Here is a 12205-nt window from a genome sequence, read left to right on the forward strand (position 1 = left end):
CGTCATGCCGTCACCATGGCCAGGAAGGTTGGGTAATCGCGTACGTAGTCGGCTTCGTCGTAGAGATTGTCGGCCAGTACCATGAGCACGCAGTCGGCGGAGAAATCGTACATCTCCCGCCAGATAAAGGATTCGATCAGCAACCCCTGATTGGGGTTATCGAGGCGAATGTCGATTTTTTCCGTGCCGTCATCCAGCATGAAACGGCACGAGCCACGCACGGCAATGGCCACCTGCTTCAAGGACTTGTGGGCGTGATAGCCGCGACGTACACCCTCGCCTGTATCGAACATGTAGTAGACGCGCTTGACCTGAAAGGGAATGTTTTTGCCTTCCTCCAGGGCGATCAGTGAGCCGCGCTCGTCACCATGGGCCTGCAACTGCAAATAATGGACTTTCATGATGTCGTTCCGCTGTAGGGGACCGGCACGTCCTTCGTGAGCCAGGCCACGATAGTGTCGGGTTCGATCGTGTATCCCTTGTAGTAGATCTCTCTGGAGTCAGATGTCTGTGCCTGATAGGGGATGTAGTCCATTTCAACTCCGACAATGGCCGCCAGATTGGAGAAAAACGAAATCGCTCCGGCTTCTTCGGCCATCCAGCACAACGCCCTGGCGCCCCGGGTGGCGAAGATGATGTTGGTCCAGGCCGCACCGGTCGGGCCGATGATGATATCGGCATTGGCCATAATTGCGACCTGGTGATGGATGTCCTGTTCTTCCATGTACACGCAGACGAACCCCAGGGGTTCGAGCCTGGCCAGGATTTCGCTCTGATTGTAGGGGCGCAGGAACCCTTTGCGGCCGAGAAAGACCCGCTTGGGCAGGCTGCCTGGGTCAATGTCGGCGGCCAGGGACAGGGCCTTGCCGCGCAGGAAGTTGATCGACTCAGGCCGGGCAAAACTGTTCTCGGCGATGCTGCGTGATTCGCCCTTGTAGTTGGTAATGCAGTTGTTCGGCGCGCTGACCAACAACAGGTCCGTGACGCAATACGCGGCCACGCTCTTGAGAAACACCACCGGCCGCGCACTACCAATGGCCCCGATCAACGCCTTGATAGCGGGAATGTTCTGGCTGTGCCCGGAGATCAGCAGCGGGTAGTCGTCGTACTCGCCCGGCAGTTCGCCGATGAATTGCAACTGGCTGAGGATTTCCAGCACCCAGTGATAATAGTTGACCTCACTGCCACCCGTGACCAGCAGGCCTTTCTCAATAAGCTCTGCCTGGGGCGCCTGGCGGACCAGCGCCAGGGTCTGGCCGTGATAGAGCAGGTGCGCGCCGCTGTAGTCGGCCGCTGTGCTTTTCGCCGTGACGACCCGTTCGGCGACCAAGCGCCCGCCGGGCAGAATCACCGAGCGGGAGACCGAGCACACCTGACCGTTTATGAAGTGGTAAAGCGCTACTTCCGGCAAAGTAATAGCGGTGGCTGCGACCTCATGGGCGACAAAGCGCGGGCCCTGCACGCTGCCGGGCTGCGCCGGGCGCAAGACCTGCACCTTATGGCTATCGGCTTCATCGAGCCAGCACAACGCAAAACGGCGAACGTCGCGCTGCCGGGAAAAAAACAGCCGATACAGCAGGTCTGAAATCAGCCCCGGCTGCCTACACATCAGGGCATAACCCCAGCGCTCCAGCTGTGCAATCAAACGCTGACGGGGGCTGGCGGCAGTCAATTGATTGTGGAAAATGCTGATCTGTTCTTCACGAATCGCCAATTCATTGACCAGTTGCGGATAAATCTCGCGGTAGTAGTCACTGGCGATAATGATCTGGTCGAAGTGCAGCTGGTGCAGGTGCTGTGGGTTGTGAATGGTCTTGCCGAACAACGCCTGCCCATGTTTTTGCTGGTTGTTATCCAGGAAACCGACCACGTTATAGCGGCCACGACAGCTCTTATAGAAGTTGATCCCGCCCGCGCCGGTACCAAAAATCAGGATGCGTGAGTTTTTTTGATTTGCCGCTACCGCCATACATAACCTCTTGGCACCCGTGCTACCAAGCGTCAAAAAAAAGCCGGATAAGCTTTGCCCGATGCGCCTGGACTCAGGGCAGTGCAGGGATCATGCCGCTCAGGCCAAAGCCGGCAGGTTCTCCCGGGCCCAGCGGCTGACGAGGTGCTTATCCAGGCAATATTCTTTTGAGTAGAGCTGGCGAGAGTCTCTGGTCCCGGCCACGTAATGAATGTAATCGAGGTCAACGCCCACCTTGTCCGCCAGATTGGAGAAGCACGACAGCTCGCCATATTCTTCGGCCATCCAGCACAATGCCCGTGTGCCTTGAGAGGCAAAGAGGATGTTCGTCCATGCCGCCCCCGTCGGCCCGACGACCACCTCGGCATTGGCCATAAGGGCCACTTGCTGGCTGAAGTCCAGCTCTTCCATATACACGGTGGTGAAGCCCAAGGGGCCGAGGAGCGAGAAAATGTCGGCCTGATTATAGGTGCGCAGATTATGTTTTCTGGCCATGAATACCCGCTTGGGCAGGGTGCTGACGTCGATCGCGCTCGCCAATGGCAGCCCTTTGCTGCGCAGGTAGTCGAGGGACTCCTTGCGGATAAAGCCGTCCTCGGTACGGTTCCCGGCAGCGTTTTTCAGATTGGCGATCAGGTTGTTCGGTGCATTGATGAACAGCAGGTCGCCGACTTCATACGAGACCTGTGCGTCGAGAAAAACCAGTGGCCGATCGATATTGAAAGTGGCGAGGTAACGTTTGATCGAGGGGATTTTCTGGCTAAACCCAGAGATCAGGATAGGGTAGTCGGCATAGTGCGCCGGCAACTCGGCAATGAATTGCAGTTGCGAGAGGATTTCCACAATCCAGTGGTAGTAGTTGGTCTCGGTCAATCCGTTGATCAGTACGCCTTTTTCGAGCCGGACCTGCGGGTGCTGAATGATCAGACCATGGCTGTCCGTATGATAGAGCAGATGGCCGTTGCCGTAGTCGGCGTTATCCATGGTCGCCGTCAACACGCGCTCAACTATCAGCTGTTCGCCCAGTTGCTCGTCGCGCAGGACCACCGAACGCGAAACCGAACAGGCCTGAGCGTGCTTGAAGTGGTAGAGGGCGACTTCCGGCAACTGAATATCGACGGGCGCTACCTGTTCGCCGAAAACCCTCGGGCCCTGCACTTTATCCGGCCGGTCTGGCCGGAAAACATGCACTTTGTTGTCGTGCAGCGTATCCAGCCAGCGCAGCGGCAGGCGCTTGAGGACGGGCTTGGCGCTGTTGCCATGCGTCAGCGAAAACAGCCCATGAAAGATAGCAGAGCCCAGACCCGGTTTTTCACACAGGCGCTTATGGCTCAGGCGTATCAGGTGCTGGCGCCACTGTTTAAAACGGCTTGGGGGCTGCGGTGTTTCGGCGTGGGAAAAACCGATTCTCTGCTCATCGACGGCCAGTTCATCGAGCAACTGCTGGTTGATCTCGCGATAGTAATCGCTGGCGATGATGATCTTGTCGAACGCCAGCGTATGGACGGATTGCGGCGCGTGGATGGTTTTGCCAAATAACCGCTGGCCATGTTTTTGCAGGCTGTTATCGAGAAAACCCAGCACCTGATAGCGCTGGCTATAGCTCTTGTAGAAATTGACCCCGCCAGAGCCTGTCCCGAAAATCAGGATGCGCGGTTTATTTCCAGAGCCTGCTGCCATTACGACCTCGTTTCAATCCTTGTTGATGATGTTGCCGCGAATCTGCGCCACCCCTTTGTCATCCAGATCACGGCGGGTCCTGATGGGTTTCAGTTCGCCCTTGATCCGGCTGTTGATGGCGTCAATGCCGGTTTTCTGCACATTGCCATTGGACTTGCCCAGCAAGTAACGCAGTGACAGGCGGAACTGTTCCGACTCATGGGTCACCGGGCGGGTGCCATGCAGGGTGCAGTTATGCCACAGCCCGACATAGCCGGGGCCACCGATCAGCGTTTGATCGATGCACGCAATACTGTTGCCCTGATCATCGCTGTAGACCCACTGGTCGTCATGCCGGTGCTCGAGCCGGTGCGGGAACAGCGTGGCACCCAGTTGATGGGTGCCTGGCATCAGGTGCAGCGGTGAATCATGCTCACTGACGTCGTGCAGGTAGACATACAGGGTCAGAAAAGTCGAAGGATCGAGTTCCACCCGGCCCTGGGGCCAGTCGATGATGTCCTGATGGAAGTCGATGCCACGAAAGTACGTAATGTCGCGAAACGGCTTCTTGATATAAGGCCCGAGGTTCGCCACGTTGACGTCGCGGATTCGCTCCCTTATCCAGTCCGGCAGCCAGGCTTGCGGCACGCCGCACACGGCCTTCTTGATCACCACTTCATAGTCGTCGCCCAGCACATGGTCGAGAACCGCCTTCAACTGTGGGTCCTGCTCGATGAACTGCAACTGCTCCTCGAACTGGCTGAGGAAGTTGAAGGTCTTGGTCGGGTTGGCGTTAAAGTGATTTTCCTGGGCCAGATACTCGGCCTCACTCATGAACAGGTCGCCGTTGAAGGCACGAGCGGCAATCATGTCGCGATACAGAGCCTGGGTTCGCTCGACATCAAGGATCTCGCCGAACAGGTGCGCACCTTGCTCCGTCAGGTTGTTGAGGCAGCTTTGCATGTTTCCACTCGCTCATCGTTGCTGGCAGTGCTTGAATATTCTTATCGGCGGGCGCCGGTGTAAATGAACGTGGATCAAGGAAATATTTAATAGCGCTCGTCGTATTCCCGCCGCTGGCCTGCTGCTTCTGGACAGGGCGATCGGTGATCGTCAATATTTGCCACCGTAATGAAATAAAGCCGTAGAGACCGCCGAGCAATGATCATCATCGCAGGAAAGAACAATATCGCCGTGCACGGTCTGGAACTGGCGCTCAGGCATTTTCCTGCAGAACAACTGGCGGTGGTCTGCAATAGAAATGAACCCGGTGCAGATCACTGGCAACGCTCGTTGCGTCAGGCGGCAGCCCGATGGGGCGTAAAGGAAATCAGTCTTGAGGCGGCCTATGACCTGGCCACCCAGGCTTTTATATCCCTGGAGTTCGATCAACTGGTCGTGCCGTCGCGTTTTTCCATCGCGAACATTTTCAATATCCACTTCTCCAGACTGCCGGAATACAAAGGCATGTATACCTCGGTCTGGCCCATCCTCCATGGCAGGGATGAGGCGGGCGTGACACTGCACCATATAGAGCCTGGCATCGATACCGGCGATATCGTGGACCAGCAGGTATTCCCGATTGCCGACTGGTGGACGTGCCGGGACCTGTACCTGGCGTTTACTCAGCAGGCGAGTGAAGTTCTGGATCGCTGTTTTTTACGCCTGATCAATACTCGGGTTGAGGGTCGACCCCAACCGGCGAACGGATCAAGCTACTTCTCGAAATCGTCCATCGACTACTCGAACCTGCGGATCAACACCCTGGCCACCGCCTGGGAGTGCGTGACGCAGATCAGGGCCTTTGCCTTTCGCGAGTATCAATTCTTGAAGTGGCAAGGCCGCCCTGTGGTATCCGCCACGGTTCTTGCCGACAAGTCTCTGCGTAAACCGGGTTTTGTCCTCGCTGAAAACGACTATTACGCAGACATTGCCACCATTGATTACAACGTTCGCTTTCATTTCGACAAGCTTGCGGACATGCTGGCGGCCTGCGAATGCGCGGATATGCAGGAAGTCATCCGGCTGCAAGGGAATATCGCGGGTTATAACGATGCCAACGACAAGGGCTGGACGCCGCTTATCGTTGCCAGTTATGCCGGCGCCTATGACGTGGTGAACTGGTTATTGAAGAAAGGTGCATCGCCGGTCAGGCCCAATAACAAAGGGACCACACCGTTGATGTACGCGAAGGATGCGTATTTTTCCGGGCGCTGCCGCCGCACGTTTTTCCTATTGCTGAAAAACGCCGCAGAGCTTGAGACATACGACTATGCAGGGAAGAAGTTGTCAGATTATCTGAACGGTGAGCAATACGCACAATTGCTTGCCCCTCGCCAAGGCTGAGTTGATAGTTAGTTTATGGGTGAAGTAGGCCTATGTGGTTCAAACAAAAAGAGCGTGTCTATGTTTTTGGTGCCAGTGTCGGAGGCATCAATTTTTACAAGCGCCATGGGCGGCAATATGAGGTACTCGGCTTTGTCGATAACAGTGCACAAAAGCACGGGCAACTGGTACTGAATAAGCTGATCCACGCACCCGGCGAATTGAGCCAACTCAGTTTCGACAGGATCGTCATTGCCAGTGATTATTATCCGGAGATTTTCCCGCAGTTGATCGGTCTGGGTATCGATGAGAAAAAAATTGATATTCATCACCCGTCCATGGAGGCGAACTCGCTGGGTCAGCGTTTGCGCCATCGCGCCTGGATACTGTTCCAGGAGCTGATTTGCCTGCGTCCGGGGATGCTGTCGGACCTGCTTTATCAGCATTATCTCAAGTGCCGCAGCAGCGTCAAAAAACCGGTAAAGCGCTTCAATCTGCAATGGCTGGACACGACCGATGAGTTCAAGGTGTATGTGTTCCGCCGCGCCTTACCGGGTTCAGTCCAGGGCCCGAGGTATGTCGGCCAGAACGTGGCGCCGGTAAAAGTCACCTTGCCAGAGGTGGCGCTGCATCGCTTTCGCCAGGGCCAGGTGGGCTCGGTTTCGCGATCGGTGCTGTTGCCGGATCAGCGCGTGCTGCAAGAACGAGTTACTACGACCACGCCAGGCAACGCGGATTACTCCGTCGGTGACATGATTTTTCATGGTCGGCGTCTTGCACTGGTAGCTGTTGGCGAGCCGGAGCCTGTCGATAAAGGCATCTTGATCAACGGTATTAGCGAGGGCAATTATTATCACTGGGTCGTGGAAGTGCTGGCGCAATTGCAGTTCGTTGCAGAGTTGCCTGCGCAGTATGCCGATTACCCGATTCTGATTTCCGGCGGTAGCCAAAAAATACCGTCGATCAAGGCCATGATCGACGGGCTCGGTATTACCCGGCCCTTTATCTATCTGCAGACCCACCTCAACTACCGGGTTGATGACCTGCTGTGGATTGATGCCCCCAACAACATGATTCCTAACTTCAAGGCCAGCCACGGTTATCACACCATCGATAATTTTGGTCGGCGCGACTCCATCGAATACCTGCGTGAAAATGCCTTGAGCCTGGTGGCGGGGCTCGACATGACCGACCTGCCCAAGCGGGTATTTCTTGCGCGCAAAGGGTTCCTGCGGCGTTTTAACCAGCAGGACGTCATCGAGCTGCTTGAGCCCTATGGTTTCGCCTGCGTTTACATGGAAGACCTCGATGTTCATCAGCAGGTGGCGATCATGGCCAACGCTGAAGTGGTCGTGGGGCCGACCGGGGCGGCATGGACTAACATCATGTTCGCCTCTGCGGGTACCCAGGCGCTGTGCTGGATGGCTGAGGAGTATGGCGACCTGTCGTGTTTTTCCAACCTCGCGGCCATTGTCGGTGTCGATCTGGAGTTCGTCCGTTATCGCACCGGCGCCCATAACTCCCATGAGCTGTACTACAAGGAATATGTGCTGGACGTCTCTGTGGTCAGGGCTTGGCTGGAGCAGCACGTACCCGGCCGCGACGGCTTGCTATTAGCGAAAGCGACGAACGGCGTGTAGGCTTCGGCAGTCGATGTTGTGTTTTTTCTGGAGTGGCCATGGATCTTCAAGCGAAATCCATTCGTTTACGGCTGATCGAAGCGACAGATGCCGAGTTTGTCCTGGATCTGCGGTTGGACAAGCGCTACAGCGAGTATCTGTCGAGCGTCAATCCAAGTGTCGCGGCACAGCGCGCCTGGATCGAGAGCTACAAGGACGACGAGCGCGCCGGGCGCCAGTTCTACTTCATTATCGAAAACAACAACGGCGTGCCCTGTGGCACCGTGCGTATCTATGACCTGCGCGAGGATTCATTCTGCTGGGGCAGCTGGATCCTCAACGCCGACAAGACCCGTTATGCGGCACTGGAAAGCGCATTTCTGATTTATCAGATCGGCTTCCAGCAAATGGGCTATCACAAGGCCCACTTCGATGTGCGCAAGGGCAATGACCACGTCATCTCCTTCCACGAAAAGATGGGCGCCGTGCGCACCGCAGAAGATGAAGAAAATCTGTACTTCGAGATCAGCGAAGCCGCCGTTGCGCAGTTCCGGGAGCGTTTGTTGAAGAAGCTGTAGGCATTACCCAACGATACTAATAAAAAGGACGTGCCATTTGAATCGCCTTGGCAAGGTGCTGTTCGTTGCCGCTCTGTTGTTGTCTGGCGGCTGCGAGGCGCGAGACAAGACCGCTCCGCCCTCACCCCTCCAGGTTCAGCCAGCGGACCGGGATCGGGTCCGCTTCGATCTGTTCACCCCCGACGCGCCCCTGGCCAGCGGTTGGCGTGTCGCGGTTCAGGCCACCTATAACTCGGTCAACCTGACGGATCCCGGCACCACCCTCACGACGACAAGTCGACGCAATTGCCGGCCGGGCAGCAATGTGGTGTTCGTACCGGTGCCCAGCTTCAGAAAATGCGAAAGCATGGTCATTCGATCTGAATCGATGCAGTTGCCTGCCAGCCAGGTCAGCCTTGCCGGTGAGCGCAGTATCGACGTGGACTTTGCGCCCCTGCTCAAGGTGCGCGGCGCTGAGTATCGGATCGCTTCGCTGAACCTGAGTCTGCTGCCCTGTGCGCAGTGCAAGCCGATCACCCAGGACGTCACCACCGACTGCTATACCGACGAGCGCCAACCGGAAATGCTCACCCGGCAATTCCTGCTCAACTACCGCAAGGGCGTCAGCAGCAATCCCAAGGCTGCGCAGTGTGGGCTGGACAAAGGGGACTGGCCCGCCTGGACAACCCGGCAAAGCGTGCAAGAGCGCATTCGCAGTCACTTCGGTGAAAAAAACGCGATGATCAGCAGTGAGCTGCTCGACAGCTATGGGCTGATTCCCACGCCCGACAAAGGCTGGGTCTACAACCCTACTGCGAACCTGAAAGATTTCTCCTACTTGTGCTTGCGACCTGCTGCCACGACCTATCGGGCTCGCCTGGAAAAATCCACGCAATGGCCCTACGACCCCAACGTCGAGGTCAGCATCACCCTGGATGACCACGGCGGCATCTGCCTGTACGACTTGCGTGGCACCGATACCGGGAAATACACCTCGGATGTGCGGATCGTCTACGTGTTCATCGACGGTCATCTGCGTCAGGTAGTGACCGACGAGCCGAAGGATCTGCGGCGTACCTGGCGTTGGGTGGACGATCAGCCCATGGAGTACATCCAGCGCGAAAACCACACCTCGGTGGCTGGTTCAGACGATGTTCTTTACTGGCATAAAATCGCTGCCCAGTATTGGCCCAAGCAGATGGACTACAAGCCGGACTTCAAGGCGTTTGCCCAACAACAGGCGTTTGCCCAGGCGCTGATCCAGCGCTATCCACCGCAACTGCATGACACCGCGCAAACCTCCGTCAAACCCTGACCGTTGGAGCGAGGCTCGCCCGCGAAGGCAATGCTCCAGGCTCAGGGAATGTGTCTGGTGTACAGACCTCTTCGCGGGCAAGCCTCGCTCCAACGGTTCGAATAAATTTTCTACCTGTGTAACCAATACCCGTGCTCGAGCGAATTAACCCTCGTCAGCCTGACGTGAATTCTTGAGCACACCCCCCATGATTGATAAATCGCAGCGCTTGTTCAGCTTCGTTGCTGGCGAACAGGGTCCCTGGTCGATCCAGAGCAATACCGCCGTGGTGGGGGAGTCTTTACCGGATGCCGCGTGTCTGGCCGTCATCGGCTATACCGAGAGCGTGCCGGAATCGGCCTCGCAGTGGTCCCTGCGGGGCGTCACCAGTAACGAGCGCTACGTCACCCGCGATGAAAAAACCGCCCTGGTTGCCCGGCAAGCTGAGCTGGGCCGTCCTGCAGCGGATCGCGGAGCGTTCATTGCCCTGCGCAAGAATCCGCAATGGTGGGCACTGACCCAGGATGAGCGGCGCAGCATTGTCGAGGAACAGTCACGGCACATCGCCGTGGGCATGAACTACCTGCCGGCCATTGCCCGGCGCCTGTTTCATTGCCGCGATCTGCCCAGCGCTCAGCCCTTCGATTTTCTTACCTGGTTCGAATTTAACGCCGCTGATGCCGGGGCTTTCGACGAGTTGCTGGGGTTGTTGCGCGGCACGTCGGAGTGGCGGTTCGTCGAACGCGAAGTGGATCTGCGCCTGATCCGGGGGCGCTGCGCATGAACACATCCGTCAGAGGCAAACTGATCGCCGGTTTTGGCGCCGTGCTGTTATTGACCGCGCTGCTGACCTGCATTGCGCTGTACAGCGTCAAGCAACTCACTACCCGAAGCGAGGCATTGGTCGACAGCATCTCCCTGGACAGTCAGATCGCTGCGGTGCGCCTGCAGGAAAACGAGTTCGACCGCACCGGCCAGAGCCAGGCCGTGGATGCGTACAACCGGGAAATCGGCAAGCTCGACACCCTCGTCGACAAGGTCCGTATCAGTGCCGGTGAAGACGGTCGCGGCGCCGTCGAGCGCATTCGCACCGTGCGCAAGACCTATGAACAGACCTTCAGCGATTTCGTTGTAGCGCGTAATCAGGCCAGGCGCGCGCAGAGTGAAATGAACCCGGTGATCGAAGATATTGCCAGCAAGCTGAACAAGGTCCTCAACAGCCTGTTCGAGACCCTGGGCAGCAACCCTGCCAGTGGCATCGCGCCGCTGCAGACGGCGGTGGAGCTGCAAGGGCTGATGAGCGCCCTGCGCGACGAGGTACGCAACTACATTGCCAACCCCACCGATCAGGCCCATCAGCATGTGGCGGCCAGCGTCGATCACATCCGCCAGCGCGGCAACGACCTGTGGGAGCTGCTGCCCAGCGATGATCTTCAGCAGCAACTGGTCGATGCCCTGCAGGCCGTGCTGACGTATCAGGACCGGGTTGCCGAGTTTCGCGACAACCTGCTCAAGAGCCAGAAGGCCAAGCAGTTGATGCTCGATCAGGCCGACGAGCTGCAGACCTTGAGCGCGTCCATTTATCAGCAGCATGTTGAAGGCCGCAGCCACGATGTGCGCATGGCTCAGGGCGAGTTGTCCGTGGCTGCCGTGCTGGCCTTGCTGTTGGGGCTGGGTGCGTCATGGCTGATTACCCGGCAGATTGTGCCGCCGCTCAACCGTGCCCTGACCGTGGCCCGGCAGATTGCCGCCGGCGATATCACCGGCAAGCTCGATAGCCATACCAAGGACGAAATCGGCCAGATGATGGGCGCCATGCAGGAAATGGCCGAGCATCTGCGCCAGCTCATCAGCCGCATCGGTGGCGGCGCCCAGCGCCTGACCTCGGCCGCTGCGGCGCTGTCGGTGGTGACCTCACAGAGCAATGCCGGCGCCACTCTGCAACGCGAGCAGACCGCGCACGTCACCCATGCGGTCGCCGATATGGTCGCCAGTGCCCAGCACGTCGCGGAAAACGCCCGGGACACCACCCACGCCACGCACGTCACCGAACAGCAAACCATCGAAGGCAATCGCATCATTGCCCAGGCGCTTGAGCATTTCGACTTGTTGGTGGCCAACGTCGCCCAATGCGGGCAGGCCATGACCCGCCTGCGCCACGACAGCGAGCGCATTGACGGCGTGCTGGGAGTGATTCGTGCCGTAGCTGAACAGACCAACCTGCTGGCGCTCAATGCTGCCATCGAAGCGGCGCGGGCGGGGGAGAGCGGTCGCGGCTTTGCCGTGGTGGCCGACGAAGTGCGCGGCCTGGCCCAGCGTACCCAGCAGTCCACCCAGGAAATCGAAGGCTTGATTCTGTCCTTGCAGGAAGGTGCCAAGGACGCCACGGCGCTGATGCAACAGAGCGAGGATATGAGTAATTCCAGCGTGGAACTTGCCCGTGCGGCCGGGCAGGTGCTGAGCGAGATTCGTGATTCGGTGGCGTCCATCCACAGCATGAACATGAGTATTGCCACGGCGGCCGATCAGCAGACCAGCGTGTCGCGGCAGATCAGCAGCAGCCTGGTGCGGGTGCGGGACATCGCCGACGAATCTGCTGACAATAGCCTGAAAACCACCGAAGCCAGTGACGAGCTGTCACGCCTGAGCGGCGAGCTGACGACGCTGGTGCAGCGCTTCAAGGTGTCCTGACATTTTCTGTGTGGATAGGGGGCGGGCAAGTTCTGTGGGAGCGAATTCATTCGCGAATGGGGCATTTCAGTCGCTGAAAATGCGTTGGATG

Annotated in this window: 10 protein-coding genes and 1 pseudogene; 7 read left to right on the forward strand and 4 right to left on the reverse strand. The window is 57.9% G+C overall.

Annotated elements, in window-relative coordinates; translation table 11 throughout:
- Positions 1–2 precede the first annotated feature (2 nt).
- From M2401_RS17290 to M2401_RS17305, 4 genes are all read right to left on the reverse strand, one after another.
- Positions 3–401: an FdtA/QdtA family cupin domain-containing protein gene (locus M2401_RS17290; protein ID WP_259104644.1), complete on the reverse strand. Its 399-nt coding sequence runs from the start codon at positions 399–401 to the stop codon at positions 3–5.
- Positions 398–1969 carry a glycosyltransferase family 61 protein gene (locus M2401_RS17295; RefSeq protein ID WP_259104645.1) on the reverse strand — a complete coding sequence of 524 codons (1572 nt, stop codon included), beginning with the start codon at positions 1967–1969 and terminating at the stop codon, positions 398–400. The genes M2401_RS17290 and M2401_RS17295 overlap by 4 nt, the downstream gene beginning before the upstream one ends.
- Positions 1970–2068: 99 nt before the next feature.
- The gene (locus M2401_RS17300; protein ID WP_259104647.1) at positions 2069–3649 is read right to left on the reverse strand and encodes a glycosyltransferase family 61 protein; all 1581 of its coding nucleotides are present in this window, start codon (positions 3647–3649) and stop codon (positions 2069–2071) included.
- A gap of 12 nt (positions 3650–3661) precedes the next feature.
- Entirely contained in the window at positions 3662–4591 is a 930-nt protein-coding gene (locus M2401_RS17305; RefSeq protein WP_259104649.1) for a phytanoyl-CoA dioxygenase family protein, read from the reverse strand.
- 198 nt (positions 4592–4789) lie between these two features.
- Here M2401_RS17305 and M2401_RS17310 point away from each other — a divergent pair, with 198 nt between their 5' ends.
- The 7 genes and pseudogenes from M2401_RS17310 to M2401_RS34580 all read left to right on the forward strand — a co-directional run bounded on the left by M2401_RS17310 (position 4790) and on the right by M2401_RS34580 (position 12114).
- Positions 4790–5974, forward strand: a complete 1185-nt coding sequence (locus M2401_RS17310; protein ID WP_259104650.1) for a formyltransferase family protein — start codon at positions 4790–4792, stop codon at positions 5972–5974.
- 32 nt (positions 5975–6006) lie between these two features.
- A complete protein-coding gene (locus M2401_RS17315) occupies positions 6007–7593 on the forward strand; it encodes a DUF563 domain-containing protein (RefSeq protein ID WP_259104652.1) in 1587 nt (528 codons plus the stop codon).
- A 38-nt stretch (positions 7594–7631) separates the two neighbouring features.
- Positions 7632–8150, forward strand: coding sequence for a GNAT family N-acetyltransferase (locus M2401_RS17320; RefSeq protein WP_259104653.1), 519 nt, complete (start codon positions 7632–7634; stop codon positions 8148–8150).
- A 37-nt stretch (positions 8151–8187) separates the two neighbouring features.
- A complete protein-coding gene (locus M2401_RS17325; protein WP_259104655.1) occupies positions 8188–9444 on the forward strand; it encodes a hypothetical protein in 1257 nt (418 codons plus the stop codon).
- Between the two features lie 187 nt (positions 9445–9631).
- Positions 9632–10207, forward strand: coding sequence for a chlorite dismutase family protein (locus tag M2401_RS17330; protein WP_259104656.1), 576 nt, complete (start codon positions 9632–9634; stop codon positions 10205–10207).
- A pseudogene (locus M2401_RS34575) lies at positions 10204–11256 on the forward strand (methyl-accepting chemotaxis protein); the annotation flags it as partial. The gene M2401_RS17330 and the pseudogene M2401_RS34575, both read left to right, overlap by 4 nt.
- A complete protein-coding gene (locus M2401_RS34580) occupies positions 11248–12114 on the forward strand; it encodes a methyl-accepting chemotaxis protein (RefSeq protein ID WP_409033948.1) in 867 nt (288 codons plus the stop codon). The pseudogene M2401_RS34575 and the gene M2401_RS34580, both read left to right, overlap by 9 nt.
- Positions 12115–12205 lie beyond the last annotated feature (91 nt).

It is taken from the genome of Pseudomonas sp. JUb42 (assembly GCF_024807945.1).
In the GTDB taxonomy this organism is placed as follows: domain Bacteria; phylum Pseudomonadota; class Gammaproteobacteria; order Pseudomonadales; family Pseudomonadaceae; genus Aquipseudomonas.

Bases quoted from the DNA above. Each gene is read 5' to 3' on its own strand.
- M2401_RS34580 (WP_409033948.1), top strand. From the start codon at position 11,248: ATGGCCGAGCATCTGCGCCAGCTCATCAGCCGCATCGGTGGCGGCGCC.
- M2401_RS17315 (WP_259104652.1), top strand. From the start codon at position 6,007: ATGTGGTTCAAACAAAAAGAGCGTGTCTATGTTTTTGGTGCCAGTGTC.
- M2401_RS17320 (WP_259104653.1), top strand. From the start codon at position 7,632: ATGGATCTTCAAGCGAAATCCATTCGTTTACGGCTGATCGAAGCGACA.
- M2401_RS17290 (WP_259104644.1), bottom strand. From the start codon at position 401: ATGAAAGTCCATTATTTGCAGTTGCAGGCCCATGGTGACGAGCGCGGC.
- M2401_RS17300 (WP_259104647.1), bottom strand. From the start codon at position 3,649: ATGGCAGCAGGCTCTGGAAATAAACCGCGCATCCTGATTTTCGGGACA.
- M2401_RS17330 (WP_259104656.1), top strand. From the start codon at position 9,632: ATGATTGATAAATCGCAGCGCTTGTTCAGCTTCGTTGCTGGCGAACAG.
- M2401_RS17305 (WP_259104649.1), bottom strand. From the start codon at position 4,591: ATGCAAAGCTGCCTCAACAACCTGACGGAGCAAGGTGCGCACCTGTTC.
- M2401_RS17310 (WP_259104650.1), top strand. From the start codon at position 4,790: ATGATCATCATCGCAGGAAAGAACAATATCGCCGTGCACGGTCTGGAA.
- M2401_RS17295 (WP_259104645.1), bottom strand. From the start codon at position 1,969: ATGGCGGTAGCGGCAAATCAAAAAAACTCACGCATCCTGATTTTTGGT.